Origin of the sequence: Pseudoduganella sp. (assembly GCF_041914865.1) — a bacterium.
GTDB lineage: Bacteria > Pseudomonadota > Gammaproteobacteria > Burkholderiales > Burkholderiaceae_D > Rugamonas.
In genome coordinates this window covers 13,799-30,199 of record NZ_JAYSCO010000019.1, presented here as the reverse complement: position 1 = coordinate 30,199, position 16,401 = coordinate 13,799, and the positions used below count along the sequence as shown (strand labels likewise).

Annotated in this window: 18 protein-coding genes; 4 read left to right on the top strand and 14 right to left on the bottom strand. The window is 64.8% G+C overall.

The window, feature by feature from the left end; all coding sequences use genetic code 11:
• Positions 1-13: 13 nt before the first annotated feature.
• From ACE3TQ_RS11320 to pyrC, 7 genes are all read right to left on the bottom strand, one after another.
• Positions 14-652, bottom strand: coding sequence for a PEP-CTERM sorting domain-containing protein (locus ACE3TQ_RS11320; RefSeq protein WP_374582272.1), 639 nt, complete (start codon positions 650-652; stop codon positions 14-16).
• Between the two features lie 140 nt (positions 653-792).
• Positions 793-921 (bottom strand): hypothetical protein, encoded by a 129-nt coding sequence (locus ACE3TQ_RS11315; RefSeq protein ID WP_374582271.1) that lies wholly within the window; start codon positions 919-921, stop codon positions 793-795.
• Position 922: 1 nt separating this feature from the next.
• Entirely contained in the window at positions 923-2,149 is a 1,227-nt protein-coding gene (locus tag ACE3TQ_RS11310) for an MFS transporter (protein ID WP_374582270.1), read from the bottom strand.
• Between the two features lie 76 nt (positions 2,150-2,225).
• Positions 2,226-2,720, bottom strand: coding sequence for a hypothetical protein (locus tag ACE3TQ_RS11305; RefSeq protein ID WP_374582269.1), 495 nt, complete (start codon positions 2,718-2,720; stop codon positions 2,226-2,228).
• An 85-nt stretch (positions 2,721-2,805) separates the two neighbouring features.
• Complete coding sequence (locus tag ACE3TQ_RS11300) at positions 2,806-3,789, bottom strand: Gfo/Idh/MocA family protein (protein WP_374582268.1); 984 nt, start codon at positions 3,787-3,789, stop codon at positions 2,806-2,808.
• A gap of 14 nt (positions 3,790-3,803) precedes the next feature.
• Positions 3,804-4,598, bottom strand: coding sequence for a DUF3025 domain-containing protein (locus ACE3TQ_RS11295; protein ID WP_374582267.1), 795 nt, complete (start codon positions 4,596-4,598; stop codon positions 3,804-3,806).
• The gene (pyrC, locus tag ACE3TQ_RS11290; RefSeq protein WP_374582266.1) at positions 4,599-5,648 is read right to left on the bottom strand and encodes a dihydroorotase; all 1,050 of its coding nucleotides are present in this window, start codon (positions 5,646-5,648) and stop codon (positions 4,599-4,601) included.
• Positions 5,649-5,760: 112 nt separating this feature from the next.
• Here pyrC and ACE3TQ_RS11285 point away from each other — a divergent pair, with 112 nt between their 5' ends.
• Positions 5,761-6,240: a VOC family protein gene (locus ACE3TQ_RS11285; RefSeq protein ID WP_374582265.1), complete on the top strand. Its 480-nt coding sequence runs from the start codon at positions 5,761-5,763 to the stop codon at positions 6,238-6,240.
• Between the two features lies 1 nt (position 6,241).
• On the opposite strand, the gene ACE3TQ_RS11280 is transcribed toward ACE3TQ_RS11285, so the two are convergent.
• Genes ACE3TQ_RS11280 through ACE3TQ_RS11260 form a run of 5 tightly spaced genes read right to left on the bottom strand, consistent with a single transcriptional unit; the run spans position 6,242 to position 10,816 of the window.
• Positions 6,242-7,690: an amidohydrolase family protein gene (locus ACE3TQ_RS11280; RefSeq protein WP_374582264.1), complete on the bottom strand. Its 1,449-nt coding sequence runs from the start codon at positions 7,688-7,690 to the stop codon at positions 6,242-6,244.
• A gap of 2 nt (positions 7,691-7,692) precedes the next feature.
• A complete protein-coding gene (locus ACE3TQ_RS11275; protein WP_374582263.1) occupies positions 7,693-8,385 on the bottom strand; it encodes an amino acid ABC transporter permease in 693 nt (230 codons plus the stop codon).
• Positions 8,385-9,137 (bottom strand): amino acid ABC transporter permease, encoded by a 753-nt coding sequence (locus tag ACE3TQ_RS11270; RefSeq protein WP_374582261.1) that lies wholly within the window; start codon positions 9,135-9,137, stop codon positions 8,385-8,387. The genes ACE3TQ_RS11275 and ACE3TQ_RS11270 overlap by 1 nt, the downstream gene beginning before the upstream one ends.
• A 2-nt stretch (positions 9,138-9,139) precedes the next feature.
• Positions 9,140-10,054, bottom strand: a complete 915-nt coding sequence (locus tag ACE3TQ_RS11265; protein WP_374582260.1) for an amino acid ABC transporter substrate-binding protein — start codon at positions 10,052-10,054, stop codon at positions 9,140-9,142.
• A gap of 36 nt (positions 10,055-10,090) precedes the next feature.
• Positions 10,091-10,816, bottom strand: coding sequence for an amino acid ABC transporter ATP-binding protein (locus ACE3TQ_RS11260; RefSeq protein ID WP_374582259.1), 726 nt, complete (start codon positions 10,814-10,816; stop codon positions 10,091-10,093).
• 137 nt (positions 10,817-10,953) lie between these two features.
• Here ACE3TQ_RS11260 and ACE3TQ_RS11255 point away from each other — a divergent pair, with 137 nt between their 5' ends.
• Both ACE3TQ_RS11255 and ACE3TQ_RS11250 read left to right on the top strand, forming a co-directional pair.
• Positions 10,954-12,225, top strand: coding sequence for a dicarboxylate/amino acid:cation symporter (locus tag ACE3TQ_RS11255; protein ID WP_374582258.1), 1,272 nt, complete (start codon positions 10,954-10,956; stop codon positions 12,223-12,225).
• Positions 12,226-12,418: 193 nt separating this feature from the next.
• The gene (locus tag ACE3TQ_RS11250) at positions 12,419-12,592 is read left to right on the top strand and encodes a hypothetical protein (protein WP_374582257.1); all 174 of its coding nucleotides are present in this window, start codon (positions 12,419-12,421) and stop codon (positions 12,590-12,592) included.
• A gap of 5 nt (positions 12,593-12,597) precedes the next feature.
• Here ACE3TQ_RS11250 and ACE3TQ_RS11245 read toward each other — a convergent pair whose 3' ends face one another.
• Positions 12,598-14,064, bottom strand: a complete 1,467-nt coding sequence (locus tag ACE3TQ_RS11245; RefSeq protein WP_374582256.1) for a M20 family peptidase — start codon at positions 14,062-14,064, stop codon at positions 12,598-12,600.
• A 2-nt stretch (positions 14,065-14,066) separates the two neighbouring features.
• Positions 14,067-15,914: an ABC transporter ATP-binding protein/permease gene (locus ACE3TQ_RS11240; RefSeq protein ID WP_374582254.1), complete on the bottom strand. Its 1,848-nt coding sequence runs from the start codon at positions 15,912-15,914 to the stop codon at positions 14,067-14,069.
• A gap of 60 nt (positions 15,915-15,974) precedes the next feature.
• Here ACE3TQ_RS11240 and ACE3TQ_RS11235 point away from each other — a divergent pair, with 60 nt between their 5' ends.
• Complete coding sequence (locus ACE3TQ_RS11235) at positions 15,975-16,400, top strand: acyl-CoA thioesterase (protein WP_374582252.1); 426 nt, start codon at positions 15,975-15,977, stop codon at positions 16,398-16,400.
• Position 16,401 lies beyond the last annotated feature (1 nt).

Sequence of the window (16,401 nt, the reverse complement as noted above, 5' to 3'; positions counted from 1 at the left end):
GCGCCTGTCGCGGTCAGGCTTTACGCTGGCGGCGTGCGAACGCGGTGCCGGCCAGGCCAAGGCCCAGCAGGGCCAGCGAACCTGGCTCCGGCACGTCCTGCGGCGGCTGGCGCTCGCCGACCTGGATGGTGATGAACTCATTGCTGCGCGCATCCGTCACGGTATAGGTGCCGGCCGTCAGGCCCAGGCTGGCGAAGGAGCCTGCCACAAGCCACGACACGTCCGGCGTCCACTGGCTGCCCACCAGGTCGGCGGCTTCGATGGCGATGCCTGGGACGCGCGTGCCGTTGTCCTGGGTGTAGGTCGCAAACTGGGTGCTGCCGTTGCTCGTCCAGAGGAAATTATCGCTGGTGAACAGCTTGCCGATCCAGGCGCTGTGGTTGCTGCCGGCACTGAAGCGGAATGCCAGGTCGACGCCGCCCGCCGAGGTGTCGCCCATGATGTCCGACCCCGGAGCGTCATTCGTCTCGATCCCCACGCCGCCCCAGCCAAAGACACTGGCGGCAACCAGCTTCGACGTGTCCAGCACGCCCGACGACTGCATCAGGACATTGCCGCCCGACTGGGTGAACGTAAAAGTGACACCGGCGTGCGCCTGGCCCATCAAAGCGCCCAACAGCGCTACCCCGAACATTTTGGTACGAATCGACATTGTTAGCTTCCTTTGGTGAAGTGATGAACGATAAAACGGCAATCGTCTAAGCACACACCATGCCACCTGCTAAGCAACTGATTTGATTACAGGTGGATTTCAGACGCTAAGCGGCTGTAAGAATTATCGACAGGCAATTCCTAGAAGCAGAGGTAAATGCGGTTCGCCAGGTCCAGCATGAAGGCGGGCTGCAGGTAGGCCGCGAACGCCAGCGCCAGCACCAGCGCCACCAGTGTCCACAGGCCCAGCTGCAACAGGCGGCGCTTCATCTCAGGCCGCTTTCAGCCCGCCGGCATCGCGCAGCAGCGGACGCTCGTCGATCGGCAGGTTGGCCAGGCCGGCAAAGATGCCCAGGCCGAGCGTGATGCCCCACACCACATCGTAGCTGCCGCGCAGGTCGAACAGGTAGCCGCCCAGCCACACGCCAAGGAAGCTGCCCACCTGGTGCGACAGGAACACCACGCCGGCCAGCATCGACATATGCTTGAGGCCGAACACGCCGGCAATGATGCCGTTGGTGAGCGGCACCGTGGCCAGCCACAGGAAACCGATGGCCGCCGCGAACAGGTAGACCGACCACTGCGTCAACGGTGCCAGCAGGAACAGGCCGATCACCAGCGAACGGGCGAAATAAATGGTGGACAGCAGGTAGCGCTTGGGCAGCTTGCCACCCAGCTGGCCGGCGGCGAACGAGCCGAAGATGTTGAACAGGCCGATCAGGGCCAGCGCCATCACCGCCACACCGGGCGAGACGATGCCTTTGTCCTTCAGGTAGGCAGGCAGGTGGGCGCCCACGAACACCAGCTGGAAGCCGCACACGAAATAGCCCGCCACCAGCAGCAGGAAGGAGCGGTTGCCGACCGCCTCGCGCAGCGCTTCGCCCACGCTCTGCTGGCTGTCGCCAGCCGCCACCGCGTGCCTGGGCTCGCGCAGGAAGGAGGACATCGGGATCATCAGCAGGAACACCACCCCGGCCAGGGCGTAGAAGGCGTTCTGCCAGCCGATGTGCGAAATCAGTTGCTGCTCGACCGGCATCATCAGGAACTGGCCGAAGGAGCTGGCGGCGCCGGACACGCCGAAGGCCCACGAGCGTTTCTCCACCGGCGCTGCGCGGCCGATGATGCCGCTCACCGCGCCGAAGGCGGTACAGGCTAGGCCCAGGCCGATGAACACGCCGGAGCCGATGATGAACAGCGCCGGCTGGGTCACCATGGCCATCCACAGCAAGCCCGCCACATAGGCCAGGGCGCCGGCGATCACCACGCGCTGGGTGCCATAGCGGTCCGCCACCATGCCGGCCAGAGGGCCGAAGGCGCCCCACAGCAGGTTTTGCAGCGCCAGCGCCAGCGAATAGGTTTCCCGGCTCCAGCCGTTGGCCTGCGAGATGGGCTGCATCCAGAAGCCGAAGCCGTGGCGCACGCCCATCGACAGCGTCAGCACGACGCCAGTGGTGACCAGGATGGTCTTGAGATTCAGGTGGCGGTCGTTGTTGAGCATGGCGTGCATCCTGGCTGGCAAAGGGCCAGTTTAAAGGATGCCGCCATTTCCTGCTGGCGACCGGCCAGGCGACCGCTTAACGCGCCCAGTAGCTGATGCGGCCGGACAGCTTGATGTTGCCGACGCCGGTCACCATGTCCTCGCTGCCGGTCAGCTGGCCGCCGCCGGTGGCAAACATGAACTGGCCGGTGCCGCCGACGATGCGGAAGGAGGCGCCGCTGAACACATAGTTGGCGCCCTGGCCGGTCGGCACGAACTGGCCGCTGTAGTCGGCGTAGATCTGGTCGCCGGACAGGGTCATGATGATGAAGCGGCCGCGGTCGAAGTTGTAGATCACCCCGTTCGGCGTGATGCAGTCGCTGGCGACAAAGGCCACGCGCCCCAGCACCTGGCTGGAGCCATGGCCGGTCACGGTACCGCCGAACTGCGATGGGCAGCGCGCCATCGGGCCAGGGACTTCCTGGATCGGGCCGGCAATTTCAAAATTGGTGGTCGTCCAATGCGCCGATGCCGCGCCGGATGCCAATGCCAGCGCTACGCCGCCTGCCAGCTTCACGATTGCTTGATGCATGAAACCCCCTCCAATTTTAGTTAAAAAGGTGATAATAGCTTTTTAGCAATTGAAGGGCTACGAATATTTTGTAATGAACTGTCGCCTAGTCGACATCGTAGCGGACGCCGATTTGCGCCCGCAGCTGGTCCAGCACGCCCATCAGCGCCACCGACTCGCCCAGCGGCATTTCCGGGCTCTCCAGCAGGCCTTCACGCAGGCAGCGCCCCACTTCCATCGCTTCGTGCGCATAGCCGTTGCCAATGCGCGGGAAGTGGAATTCGCGCTCGCTGCCATCGTTCAGGCCGATGGTGAAGCGCTCGGTGTGGTGGAAGCGGCCATGCAGGCGCAGGAAGCCCTTGTCGCCGCAGATGGTCAGCGTGGTCGGGGTGCGCGTATTCAGGCTGCAGGTGCATACCGAGAGCGCGCCGCCTTCGTGCTGCAGGGCGAAGCTGGCCTGCATGTCGACACCGGTCGACGCCAGCTCGCCATAGCCCTTCACGCCCGCGACCGGGCCCAGGAAGAAAGCCGCCATCGAGAGCGGGTAAATGCCCAGGTCCAGCAGCGCGCCGCCGCCCAGGGCGGGATTGAACAGGCGGTGCTCCGGGCCGGCATCGGCCGGGAAGCCGAAATCGGCCTGCAGGTTGCGCACCTGGCCGATCTCGCCCATATCGATCAGGCGCTTGGCCTCCAGCATGGCCGGCTGGAAGCGCGTCCACATCGCCTCCATCACGAACAGCTTGCGCGCGCGGGCCAGGTCGGCAATTTCCTGCGCCTGGCGGCGGTTCAGGGTGAACGCCTTCTCGATCAGCAGCGCCTTGCCGGCCTGCAGGCACATGATGGCGTTCTCGTGGTGCATGGCGTGCGGCGTGGCGATGTAGATCACGTCCACGCCCGGGTCGTCGGCCAGCGCCTGGTAGCTGCCGTGGGCGCGCTGCGCGCCGTATTCGGCTGCAAACTTGGTAGCGCTATCGAGACTGCGCGACGCGACCGCCGCCAATTCCACATCCGGCACCTCGCGCAGCGCGGTGGCGAAAGCCTTGGCAATCTTGCCGGTGCCGAGGATGCCCCAGCGGATAATCTTTTCCATTCTCATGCTCCTGGTCAGGCGGCATGCCGCTTGGGGCGGAATACCGTCACATCGTCGTAAAAAGCCTCGTCCTGCTGCGGCCACCAGCCCGGAATGCCGAGCACCGGCAGCGGCGTGAAACCGCCCTTGGCCAGGCCCTCGTCGGCCAGGCGCCGCGCCTCGGCCCGGTCGAGCCAGGCGCGCCGGCCCGCATCGTCCAGCGCCCAATAGTCGTCGCCCGCCAGCACCACCCGCGTATGGGCGGTGATGGCCTTGTACGGCGCCACCAGCTTTTCCATCAGTGCGTGGCCGAACAGCCAGACTTGCGCCGCCGGCCCGAACTGCGCCGCGCGTTCGACGAAGGCTTCGCGCCAGCGGTGGTTGCGCAGGGCATCCACCAGGGCGGCGCCGGCGGCATCGTCGCGCACCACCAGCAGGGCCGAATTCTCGTCATAGATGGTAGCAGCATCGCGCGCGGGACCGCGCGATTTGCCCACGCCGTCCTGCGCGATCTGCGCCGCTTGCAAGGCGTTCAGTTCGCGCTTGATAATGGGGAAGGTCAGCCAGACCAGGCCGTTGAAGAAATCGTGCAGGTTGTCGCGCGTGGGCACCTGGCCGGTGGCGCCGATGAACTCCTCATAGGCGGTGCCCTCCGGCAGGTCGGCCTGTGGCACGAAACGCAGCGGCTGGCCGGCATGGTTGACCAGCCCCAGCGCCGCCGCCTGTTCGCAGAACGGGGCAACGACGCTGGGCAGGGCGAGGTCGATGCGGCTGGCCGCGTCCCGCACCGATGCGAACCAGTGGCGGGACCAGTCGATCTCTGAAAACACTTAGGCCATTTTCCAGTTGATCGTTTCGCCGGCGTTCAGCGGGATCAGCTTCGAGTCGCCAAACGGCAGGTCGAGCGGCAGGGTCCACTGCTCGCGCTTCAGGGTGATCTTGCCCTTGTTCGGCTCCAGGCCGTAGAAGGCCGGGCCGTTCAGGGAAGCGAAGGCTTCCAGCTTGTCCAGCGCACCGGCGCGGGCGAAGGCCTCGGTGTACAGCTCCATCGCGTGCAGCGCGGTGTAGCAGCCGGCGCAGCCGCAGGCCGCTTCCTTGGCGCCTTGCGCGTGCGGCGCCGAGTCGGTGCCGAGGAAGAAGCGCTCGTCGCCGCTGGTCGCCGCCGTCACCAGCGCCAGGCGGTGCTCTTCACGCTTCAGCACCGGCAGGCAGTAGTAATGCGGGCGGATACCGCCCTTGAAGATTTCGTTGCGGTTGTACAGCAGGTGGTGCGCCGTGATGGTGGCCGCGATCGGGCCTTCCGCCTCAGCCACGTATTGCGCCGCGTCCTTGGTGGTGATGTGCTCGAACACGATGTTCAGCGCCGGCAGGTCTTTGCGCAGCGGGCGCATCACGCGCTCGATGAACACCGCCTCGCGGTCGAACAGGTCGATGTCCTGGTCGGTCACTTCGCCGTGCACCAGGAAGGGCATGCCCACTTCCTGCATGGTTTCCAGCACCTTGTAGCACTTGGCCAGGTCGGTCACGCCCGCGTCCGAATTGGTGGTGGCGCCGGCCGGGTACAGCTTGACCGCGTGCACGAAACCGCTGTCCGCCGCGCGGATGATTTCATCCGGCGAGGTGTTGTCGGTCAGGTAAAGCGTCATCAGCGGCTCGAAATCCATGCCTTCCGGCAGGGCTGCCAGGATACGGTCGCGGTAAGCAGCCGCCTGCGCCACGGTGGTGACCGGAGGTTTCAAATTTGGCATCACGATCGCGCGGCCGAACTGGCGCGCAGTGTCCGGCAGCACGCTGGCCATGGTGGCACCGTCGCGCAGGTGCAGGTGCCAGTCGTCTGGACGGGTAATGGTGATGCTTTGTGGGATCTCGAAGTCACTCATGGCGGCAGGCTTTCCTATAAAACGAATCCCGCCATTTTACCTTCTGGACCGCCCGCGCCGCGAGAATGTGCGATATTGGCGTCTCCCGCCGCCATCCGTGAGGAGACCTATCATGCCCAACAAGAACACGATCTGCCTGTGGTACGACAATGACGCGCTTGGCGCCGCCAAGTTTTATGCCGAAACCTTTCCCGACAGCTCGGTCGGCGCCATCCTGCGCGCGCCGGGGGACTACCCGGACGGCAAGCAGGGCGATGTGCTCACGGTCGAGTTCACCGTGGCCGGCATTCCCTGCGTCGGCCTGAACGGCGGCCCGCAGTTCAAGCAGAGCGAGGCCTTTTCCTTCCAGATCGCCACCGAGGACCAGGCCGAGACCGACCGCCTGTGGAACGCCATCGTCAGCAACGGCGGCCAGGAAAGCGCCTGCGGCTGGTGCAAGGACCGCTGGGGCCTGTCGTGGCAGATTACGCCGCGTATCCTGCTCGAAGCGATCACCGACCCGGACCGCGCGGCCGCCAAGCGCGCCTTCGAGGCCATGATGACGATGGGGAAAATCGACATCGCGGCCATCGAAAAGGCCTGGCGCGGCTAGCTTACTCGGTCGCCGGCGCCGGGTGCTCCTCGGCGTGCCGGCGCGCTGACTCCAGCATGGCATCCAGCTTGGAGCGCTCGTACACCTTGCCCTGGGCGACCACCAGGCGCACCTTGCGCGTGTTGGCGATATCCTGCAGCGGATCGGCGTCCAGCACCAGCAGGTCGGCCGCCTTGCCCTGCGCCACTGCGCCATAGCGCTCCAGCTTGCCCATGAAACGCGGGCCGTTGATCACCGACGCCTGCAGCGCCTGCTGCGGCGTCAGGCCGTATTTCACGAAGATGCCCAGCTCATCGTGCAAACCCTGGCCCGGATAATCAAATGAGTTCAGGAAGCCGGCATCGGTGCCGGCGATGATGTTGACGCCTTCCTGCTGCATCAGCGGCAGCAGCGAGGCCGCCTTCTCATAAGAGGCGTGGCGATAGGCGATGGCCGCCGCATCGTCCTTGGCCGCGCGCTGCACGCGCCATTCATAAGTCTTGCGCAGGCCCTTGCCGATGTATTTCAGGTAGTCATCGTGCGCGTGGTCGTCCTGGTCCAGGTAGGCCGTCACCTGCGAGCCCACCAGGGTCGGCGTGATCGACATGCCGGCAGCGGCCATGCGGCGGAAGGTGGCACGCGCGGTCGCCTCGTCAAAGCTCTCGATGCTGGCGCGCATGGCTTCGCGCGAAGTCAGCTTGCCGGCCGCGACCTGCGCCGTCAGCTCGGCTTCGCGCGGGGTCGAACCGCGCAGGGCGTAGGACTGGTGCTCGATGCTGCCCAGCCCCGCCTGCATCACCTGGTCCAGCGTCAGCTGCACCGGCAGGTGGCCGGACGTCTGCATGCCGCGTGCTTTCGCCTGGCGCACCGCTTCCAGGAAAATCTCCGGCTGCATGGTGTTCTCGGTGATCTTCACGAAGTCCACGCTGCGCGATTGCAGGTAGTCGAGCGCCTTGCTGATTTCCTCCGGCGTGCCGACTTCAATGGTGCCTTTCCACAGCGGCTTGTAGCCCTCCAGCTTGGGGCCGGAGGCAAGGATCTTCGGGCCCACCAGCTTGCCCTGGCGGATCAGGTCGCGCCAATCGAGCACGGTGTCGGACAGGTCGCCGGCGCAATCGCGCACGGTGGTGATGCCGTGCGCCAGGTAGAGGCCGAGCAGCTGCTTGTTTTCCTCGATCAGGGCGGGGCCGCCGCCGAAATGCACGTGGGTATCCCACAGGCCAGGCATCAGGTACTTACCCGGCAGCTTGACGGTGCGCCTGGGCGCGTAGTTTTTCACTTTGGCGCTGTCGACCACGGCCAGGATATCGCCGCCCTTCAGCAGCACGGCCTTGCCCTGCACCAGTTTGCCGCCCGCCACATCGACAATCGTCGCCTGCGTCAGCGCCACATCCGCCACCACGCGTCCCGCAGCATGCGCGCTGCCGAACGCTCCCAGCACCATCAAGGCGCCAACCGAAAGTTTAGTCATCTTCATGACCCGACATGGTACGCCCGCTGCAGCCTGCGCACCAGCCACGATAACAAACTACACATTACGAAATATACGAGCGCCACAAACAGGTACATTTCGACCAGGCGTCCGTCGCGCTGCGCGATTTTGCTGGCGGCGCCGACGAAATCGGGCACCGACAGCACGTAGACCAGTGATACATCCTGAAACAATACGATGGTCTGTGTTAGCAGGACTGGCAACATATTGCGAAAGGCCTGGGGCAGCACTACTTTCGACATGGTCTGCCAGTAGCTCATGCCCAGTGCCTGCGCGGCGTGGACCTGCCCTTTCGGGATCGACTGTATGCCGCCGCGCATGATCTCGCAGTAGTAAGCGGCCTGGAACAAGGTAAAGGTGATCAGCGCGGAAAGGAAGGTGCCGACCTTGACCGGTTCGGCTTTGCCGAGCATCCACGCGGCGATGTAGGGCACCAGGAAGTAGAACCAGAAAATCACCAGCACCAGCGGCACGGCGCGGATCAGGTTGACGTAGGCGGCCGCCAGCAGCGCCAGCGGGCGCCATGCGGACAGGCGCGCCATCGCCAGCAGGGTGCCCAGCGCCACGCCGCCCAGCATGGCGAGCACGGTCAGCTTGAGCGTGAACAGCATGCCTACCTCGAACAGGTAGACCCAGGAGCCGGCGATCACGCTGAAGTCGAAGCTGGCCAGCATCAGGCGGCCCTCCTCGCGCCCTGCGCCTCGCCCAGCGTGCCGGGCAGCGCCAGGCGCCGCTCCAGCAGCGTCATGCCGGCCACCACGATCAGGTTGGCGATGACGTAGATCACCGTGGCGGCGGCGAAAGCCTCGAAGAACTGGAAGGAGAATTCCTGCATCGAGCGCGCGCTGGCGGTCAGCTCCATCAAGCCGATGGTGAGCGCGACCGAACTGTTCTTGATGATGTTGAGGAACTCGCTGGCCAGGGGCGGCAGCACGATGCGCAGTCCCAGCGGCAGCAGCACATAGCGGTAGGCCTGCGCGCGCGACAGGCCAAGCGCCAGCGCCGCCAGCCCTTGCCCGCCGGCCAGCGCGTTGATGCCGGCCGCCACCTGCACCGCCACCCGCGCGGAAGTGAAAAAGCCCAGGCACAGCACCGCCGTCACGAAGGGCGCGTTGGGCAGCGCCTTGAGCCAGTCGCCGGCGGCGCGCGGCAGCAGCTCGGGCAGCACGAAGAACCACAGGAACATCTGCACCAGCAGCGGGATGTTGCGGAACACTTCCACCCAGCAGATCGCCAGGCGGCGCAGCCAACGGTTGGGCGCCGTGCGCAGGGTGCCGACCGCGATGCCCAGCGCCAGCGCCATCGCCCAGCCGGCCAGCGAGGTCGCCAGCGTCCAGGCCAGCCCGGACAACAGCGTGTCCCAATAGGTATGCACGCCGTCCGGCGACAGCTCCCAGAAGATGCGCCAGTTCCAGTTGTAGTGCATGCCTATTGGCCCGTGGCGGCGTAGGCGGCGGGATCGGGCGAGTCGGTCGGTTTCGCCAGCACCGCTTTGAGCGCGGCCGGCATGGGGAATTTCAGGTTCACGCCGCGCGGCGGGATCGGCTGCATGAACCACTTGTCATAAATGCGCGCCATCTCGGGCGACTGGTACACCTTGGCCAGCGCCGCGTCGACCGCCTGTTTGAACGGTGCGTCGCCCTTGCGCAGCATGATGCCGTAGGGTTCCACCGACAGCGCCTCGCTGCCGATCACGTAGTCGCCCGGCGCCTTGGCGCTGGCCACCTGGGCCGCCAGCAGGATGTCGTCGTTCGCCTCCGCCACGGCGCGCCCGGTTTCCAGCATGAGGAAGGATTCCGGGTGGTCGCGCCCGGTGAGGATTTTCATGCCCAGCCCGCGCTGCGCGTTCAGCGCCGTCAGCTGCTTGAGCGAAGTGGTGCCGGCGGTGGCCACCAGGGTCTTGCCCTTCATGTCCGCCAGCGAGCGGATGCCTGACGACTTCCTGGTCAGCAGGCGGCTGGAAATGACGAACATGGTGGGCGCGAACGCCACCTGCTGCTGGCGCTCCGCATTATTGGTGGTGGAGCCGCATTCCAGGTCGATGGTGCCGTTGGCCATCAGCGGGATGCGGTTGGCCGAGGTGACCGGGTTGTAGGCCACCTTCAGCCCCGGCATGGCCAGCTGCGCCTTCAGGTGCTCGACGATTTTCAGGCACAGGTCGACCGAGTAGCCCTGGTACTGCTGTTTGTCGTCCAGGTAGGAGAAAGGCACCGAGCCGTCGCGCACACCCAGTACGATCTGGCCGCTGCGTTTGATCTTGGCGAGGGTGCCGGTGGCGTCCTGCGCGGTGGCGCTCGCCGCCACGCACAGGCACAGGAGGGGAAACAGGCGCAGACAGGTCATGGTGTCCTCCGCTGGCGGGGACGACGACCCGCCCTGTTAGTGGATGATACGCGCTAAAAAGTCCCGTGCGCGCTCGGAACGCGGCGCGCCGAAAAATTCTTCCTTGCTGCAGTCTTCCAGAATGCGGCCCTTGTCCATGAAAACAACACGGTTGGCCACTTTGCGGGCAAAGCCCATTTCATGGGTCACTACCATCATGGTCATGCCCTCCTGCGCCAGGCCGACCATCACGTCCAGCACTTCATTGATCATTTCCGGGTCCAGCGCGGACGTCGGTTCGTCGAACAGCATGGCGATCGGGTCCATCGCCAGGGCGCGGGCGATGGCCACGCGCTGCTGCTGGCCTCCGGACAGCTGGCTCGGATATTTATCCTGGTGTGCCAGCAGGCCGACCCGGTCCAGGTATTTCAGTCCCTTCTCATTGGCCTCGTCCTGCGAGCGGCCCAGCACTTTGACCTGGGCCAGGGTCAGGTTTTCGCGCACCGACAGGTGGGGAAACAGCTCGAAATTCTGGAACACCATGCCGATGCGGGCGCGCAGGGCCGACAAATTGGTGCCTTTGGCGCCCACTGATGTCCCATCGACAATAATTTCGCCCTTCTGGAACGGTTCCAGCCCGTTGACCGTCTTGATCAGGGTCGATTTGCCAGACCCGGACGGCCCGCAAATCACCATGACGTCGCCCTTGGCCACCTCGGTACTGCACTCCGCCAGCACCTGGAAATTGCCGTACCACTTACTTAAGTCTTTAATTGCGATCATCTTTTTGGCGTTTCAGCAGGTTTATTCTCGCTTGACAGTGGCCTAGCACCACAAGGATACTTCGGGACTTGCTTAATAACCCATCATTAAGCGCCTCATTCTAACGGCAAATCCGCCCCTCATCAGGAATCTTGCTCATGGCCAATAAAAACCGCCTGACTACATACATTATGGTCGGCCTCGTGCTCGGCATCATCGCCGGCTACATCATCAATGTATCTTTTGACAAGGCTGGCGCCACCAGCTTTGCCGACTACATGTCCCTGATCACCACCATGTTCCTGCGCCTGATCAAGATGATCATTGCGCCGCTGGTGTTCTCGACCCTGATGGTCGGCATTGCGCGCATGGGTGACACCAAGGAAGTGGGCCGCGTCGGCATCAAGACGCTGGGCTGGTTCTTCGTCGCTTCCGTCATGTCGCTGGCCCTGGGCCTGGTCATGGTCAACCTGTTCCGCCCAGGCGACGCCCTGGTCGGCCATATCCCGGCCGATGGCGCCGCCGCCGCTGCCACCCTTCAGACGGCCAGCCTGTCGCTGAAAGAGTTCATCACCCACCTGGTGCCGGCCTCCATCGTCGACGGCATGGCCAAGAATGAGATCCTGCAGATCGTGGTGTTCTCGCTGTTCTTCGGCACCGCTGCTGCCGCCGTGGGCGCCAAGGCCGAACCGCTGATCGAAGCGGTCGACGGCGTTGCGCACATCATGCTGAAGGTTACCGGCTACGTGATGCAGTTCGCGCCGCTGGCGGTGTTCGCCGCCGTTGCCGGCACCATCGCCAAGAGCGGCGTGGGCGTGCTGCAAACCTACGGCGTGTTCATGGCGGAGTTCTACCTGTCCATCGCCGTGCTGTGGGCCCTGCTGATCTTCGCCGGCTTCCTGTTCCTGGGCAAGCGCGTGCTGAAGCTGATCTCGGAAGTGAAGGAGCCGACCCTGCTGGCCTTCTCCACCGCGTCCTCCGAAGCCGCTTTCCCGAAAACCCTGGAAGGCCTGGAGCGTTTCGGCGTGCGTAACCGTATTGCGGCCTTCGTGCTGCCGATCGGCTACTCCTTCAACCTGGACGGCTCGATGATGTACTGCACCTTTGCCGCCATCTTCATCGCCCAGGCGTACGGCATCGACCTGTCGCTGGGCACCCAGATGACCATGATGGCGGTGCTGATGCTGACCTCCAAGGGCATGGCTGGCGTGCCGCGCGCCTCGCTGGTGGTGATCGCCGCCACCCTGCACCAGTTCAATATTCCGGAAGCGGGCCTGGTGCTGCTGTTCGCCATCGACCACTTCCTGGACATGGCCCGCTCGGCCACCAACGTGGTGGGCAACTCGATCGCTACCGCTGTCGTGGCCAAGTGGGAGGGCGAACTGGTCGCCACCGACGACCGCGAACTGGCGGACCGCCCGCTGCCATAAGCGCAGCGCGCCCCAAGAAAGACCGCCCACTCCGGGCGGTTTTTTTTCGCCCGGCGGGAACTCCGGCAGGCTGCCCTGGTCCAATCATCCAGCGCTTGCCATAGGAGCCTGAAATGAACTCACCGGCAGATCGTTCGCCCCAGCCGCCCAATGACGAGCACGAGCATCGAATCGGATTCGCAACGAAATCCTTGTGGCGGTGCTTGCCGCCGAACAACGGCTAAGCGAGCAAATGGCTGCACGCTTCGAAGCATGGCAAAAACGGCAGGACGAGCAGTTGCGCTGGATTGTCGGCCTGCTCGTCATTGTTCTGCTTAGCAATTCCGCTGCAATTCTGACGGCGGTGAATCTTCTGCTCAACCGCTAAGGCAGTTAACCGCTGTTTTTCAGCAGCCGGTGGTAGAAGCGGATCATGTCCGCATAACCTTTGACCGACATGCGCTCGTTGGTGCCGTGGAAGCGCGGCAGGTCTTCCGGCCTGGCGCGCACCGGCGCGAATTTCAGCACGCTGTCGCTCATGCCGTCGAAGTAGCGCGAGTCGGTGGCGCCGATCATCAGGCTGGGCGCCACCACTACATCCGGGAACACTTCGCGCACGGTGCGGTTCACGGCGGCATAGGCGGGACCATCCGTGCGCGCCACGCGCGAGGCTTCCGTATTCGAATTGCCGTCCGGCGCGATGCGGATCTTGTCGTTGCCGATCACCTTATGCATATGCTGCTCCACCCCGGCCAGCGTATCGCCCGGCAGCAGGCGGAAATTGACAGTGGCGCTGGCGGTACCCGGCAGCACATTGTCCTTCACGCCGGCGTTGACGATGGTGAGCGCGGTGGTGGTGCGCATCAGCGCATTGGTGCTGGGCGACTTGGCCAGCATGCGTTCCAGCATGGGCCCGAACAGCCAGAAGTTCGACAGCGCCACGCGGTTGAAGCCGCCCATCTCCGGCGCCAGCGTTTCAAAGCTGTGCTGCGGCAGGCCCGCCATGCGCACCGGCATCGGGTTCGCCTCCAGCGCGCTCAGGGCGCGGCTCATCATGCCGATGGCGGTTTGCTGCGGCGGCATGGAGGAGTGGCCGGGTGGCACCTCCAGCTCCAGCTTGTAGCTGGCATAGCCCTTCTCGGCCACGCCGATCATGGCCGCCGCCGGCTCCAGGCCCGGCACCATTCCCTGCACGATCATCAGCCCTTCGTCCAGCACGTAATCGAGTTTCACCTTGCGCGCCTTGAGCAGCTCGGCGATGGCGGCGGCGCCGCGCTTGCCGCCCACTTCCTCGTCGGCGCCATAGGCCAGGTACAGCGTGCGGCGCGGCTGGAAGCCGGCCGCCAGCAGCATTTCTATCGCCTCCATCTGGGCGTACAGGTTGCCCTTGTCGTCCCAGGCGCCGCGGCCCCAGATGTAGCCCTCGTGCACCGCGCCGCTCCAGGGCTGCTGCTGCCAGTCCTTCTCCGTGCCGGGCGCAATCGGCACCACGTCCTGGTGCGCCATCCACATGACCGGCGCGGCGTTGGCGTCGCTGCCCTGCCAGGTGTACAGCAAGGCCTTGCCGTTCACGTTCTCGCGCTTGAGCGCGGCGTGCAGGCGCGGGAAGCTGGCTTGCAGGTGGGCGTGCAGCTTGTCGAATTCGGCTGCATTGGCGTCGGCATTCGTGGCGTCGGAAATGGTCATGAAGCGCAGCGACTCGCCCAGGCGCTGCGCCGCCGCGCCCTCGTCGAGCTGCAGCGGCGCCACCGGCGCCACCGCCAGCTGCTTGCTGCCGCTGCGCGCCGTGTTGACGCCCACCGCCAGCGCCAGCACACCAATGCCCGCCAGGGCTACCGCCAACACCTTCTTCACCGCCATCCTTAACCTCCTTGAGTGACAAGCTCGCCGTCCGCCGGCGAGGACTGTTCCACGTCGCCGCGCGCCTGCTGGCGCTCCCACATCTGCGCATACAAGCCTTCGCGCGCCAGCAGCGCGGCATGCGTGCCGCGCTCCACAATCTTACCGTGATCGAGCACGATGATCTGCTGCGCGTCGGCGATGGTCGACAGGCGGTGGGCGATCACCATGGTGGTGCGGTTTTTTGCGATCTCTTTGAGCTGCGCCTGGATCGCCTGCTCCGACTTGGAGTCGAGCGCGGAGGTGGCTTCGTCGAAGATCAGGATGGCCGGGTTCTTCAACAGCGTGCGCGCAATCGCCACGCGCTGCTTCTCGCCGCCGGACAGTTTGAGGCCGCGCTCGCCCACCATGGTCTCGTAGCCATCCGGCAGGCTGGCCACGAAGTCATGGATCGAGGCGGCGCGCGCGGCGGCGACGATTTCTTCCTTGCTGGCGCCGGGGCGGCCGTAGGCGATGTTGTATTCGATGGTGTCGTTGAACAGCACCGTATCCTGCGGCACGATGCCGATGGAATGGCGCAGCGAATCCTGCGTCACGTCGCGCAGGTCGTGGCCGTCGATCGTGATGCTGCCGCTGTCCACCTCATAGAAGCGGTACAGCAGGCGCGACAAGGTCGATTTGCCGGAGCCGCTGTGGCCGACGATGGCGGTGGTGGTGCCGGCCGCGATGGTGAAGTCGACATCGAACAGGATCTGCCGCTTCGGGTCGTAGCTGAAGTCGACGTGGTTGAAGCGCACTTCCGCGCCCTGCGGCTGCAGCGGCCTGGCATGCTCGGCATCGGCCACTTCGCGGTTCTCGTTCAGCAGCGAGAACAGGCGCTCCATGTCGGCCAGGCTTTGCTTGATCTCGCGGTAGATCACGCCCAGGAAGTTGAGCGGGATGTAGAGCTGGATCATGAAGGCATTCACCAGCACCAGGTCGCCCAGCGTCATCGTGCCGTCGATCACGCCCTGCGTCGCGCGCCACAGGATCAGCGTGACCGCAATCGCGATAATCGCCGACTGTCCCGTGTTCAGCAGCGACAGCGAAGTTTGCGACTTGACCGCCGCCTTCTCGTAGCGCTGCAGGCCTTCGTCGTAGCGCTTGGCCTCGTAGTCCTCGTTGCCGAAGTACTTCACGGTTTCATAGTTCAACAGCGAGTCGATGGCCTTGGTATTGGCCTTCGAATCGAGGTCGTTCATGGTGCGGCGGAAGTGCGTGCGCCAGTTGGTCACGACAATGGTGAAGGTAATGTAGGTCACCAGCGCCGAGAAGGTGATCACGGAGAACCACACGTCGTAATGCAGCACCAGGTAGGCCAGCACCAGCGTGATCTCGACCAGCGTCGGCAGGATATTGAACAGCGTGTACGAAATCAGCGAACTGACGCCGCGCGCGCCGCGTTCGATGTCGCGCGTCATGCCGCCGGTCTGCCGGTTCAGGTGGAAGCGCAGCGACAGCGAATGCAAGTGGCGGAACACCTTCAGCGCAATGGTGCGCACCGCGCGCTGGGTGACGCGCGCGAACAGGAATTCGCGCAGCTCGGTGAACACGGTGGTGGACAGGCGCAGCACGCCGTACGCCACCAGCGTGGCGACCGGCAGCACCAGCAGCGCGCGCGGATCGCCCGGCTTGATCGTCATATCGTCGACCAGCTGCTTGAGCACCACCGGCACCCCGACGTTGGCCGCCTTGGCGCCGACCAGCGCCAGCAGCGCCGCCAGCACGCGCCACTTGTAGACCCAGAGATAAGGCAGCAATGTTTTCAGAGTAGCAAGGTCGCCTTGCGATTGGCCGGGCGGCGGCGGCGGGGTGTTCGGGTAGCGGCGCATACGTGCGTGGGCTGGCTGGTTTAAAATTCCGTCAATTGTAGTCCTTCATGAGAATTCGCGATGAGCACCCAACAACAAGAAACCCCACGTAACAGCCTCCCGCCGGGCAAGATGCCTGAACTGCGCGTGATGCCCGCCCCGTCCGACGCCAATGTGTATGGCGACGTGTTCGGCGGCTGGATCATGGCCCAGGTCGACATTGCGGGCTCGCTGCCCGCCACCCGCCGCGCCAATGGCCGTGTCGCCACCATCGCCGTGAATTCCTTCGTGTTCAAGAACCCCGTGTTTGTGGGCGACCTGCTGTCCTTCTACGCCGACATCGTCAAGGTCGGCAATACCTCGATCACCGTCAACGTGGAGGTCTATGCGGAACGCAACCGCCTGCAGGCCAACATCGTCAAAGTGACCGAAGCCACCCTGACCTACGTCGCCACCGGCCCGGACCGCAAACCGCGCCCGGTACCGCCGCTGGAATCGCTGCTGTAAG

Excerpts from the sequence above, each read along its gene's own strand:
- ACE3TQ_RS11320 (WP_374582272.1), bottom strand. The coding sequence starts at position 652 with ATGTCGATTCGTACCAAAATGTTCGGGGTAGCGCTGTTGGGCGCTTTG.
- ACE3TQ_RS11315 (WP_374582271.1), bottom strand. The coding sequence starts at position 921 with ATGAAGCGCCGCCTGTTGCAGCTGGGCCTGTGGACACTGGTGGCGCTG.
- ACE3TQ_RS11310 (WP_374582270.1), bottom strand. The coding sequence starts at position 2,149 with ATGCTCAACAACGACCGCCACCTGAATCTCAAGACCATCCTGGTCACC.
- ACE3TQ_RS11305 (WP_374582269.1), bottom strand. The coding sequence starts at position 2,720 with ATGCATCAAGCAATCGTGAAGCTGGCAGGCGGCGTAGCGCTGGCATTG.
- ACE3TQ_RS11300 (WP_374582268.1), bottom strand. The coding sequence starts at position 3,789 with ATGGAAAAGATTATCCGCTGGGGCATCCTCGGCACCGGCAAGATTGCC.
- pyrC (WP_374582266.1), bottom strand. The coding sequence starts at position 5,648 with ATGAGTGACTTCGAGATCCCACAAAGCATCACCATTACCCGTCCAGAC.
- ACE3TQ_RS11285 (WP_374582265.1), top strand. The coding sequence starts at position 5,761 with ATGCCCAACAAGAACACGATCTGCCTGTGGTACGACAATGACGCGCTT.
- ACE3TQ_RS11280 (WP_374582264.1), bottom strand. The coding sequence starts at position 7,690 with ATGACTAAACTTTCGGTTGGCGCCTTGATGGTGCTGGGAGCGTTCGGC.
- ACE3TQ_RS11275 (WP_374582263.1), bottom strand. The coding sequence starts at position 8,385 with ATGCTGGCCAGCTTCGACTTCAGCGTGATCGCCGGCTCCTGGGTCTAC.
- ACE3TQ_RS11270 (WP_374582261.1), bottom strand. The coding sequence starts at position 9,137 with ATGCACTACAACTGGAACTGGCGCATCTTCTGGGAGCTGTCGCCGGAC.
- ACE3TQ_RS11265 (WP_374582260.1), bottom strand. The coding sequence starts at position 10,054 with ATGACCTGTCTGCGCCTGTTTCCCCTCCTGTGCCTGTGCGTGGCGGCG.
- ACE3TQ_RS11260 (WP_374582259.1), bottom strand. The coding sequence starts at position 10,816 with ATGATCGCAATTAAAGACTTAAGTAAGTGGTACGGCAATTTCCAGGTG.
- ACE3TQ_RS11255 (WP_374582258.1), top strand. The coding sequence starts at position 10,954 with ATGGCCAATAAAAACCGCCTGACTACATACATTATGGTCGGCCTCGTG.
- ACE3TQ_RS11245 (WP_374582256.1), bottom strand. The coding sequence starts at position 14,064 with ATGGCGGTGAAGAAGGTGTTGGCGGTAGCCCTGGCGGGCATTGGTGTG.
- ACE3TQ_RS11240 (WP_374582254.1), bottom strand. The coding sequence starts at position 15,914 with ATGCGCCGCTACCCGAACACCCCGCCGCCGCCGCCCGGCCAATCGCAA.
- ACE3TQ_RS11235 (WP_374582252.1), top strand. The coding sequence starts at position 15,975 with ATGAGCACCCAACAACAAGAAACCCCACGTAACAGCCTCCCGCCGGGC.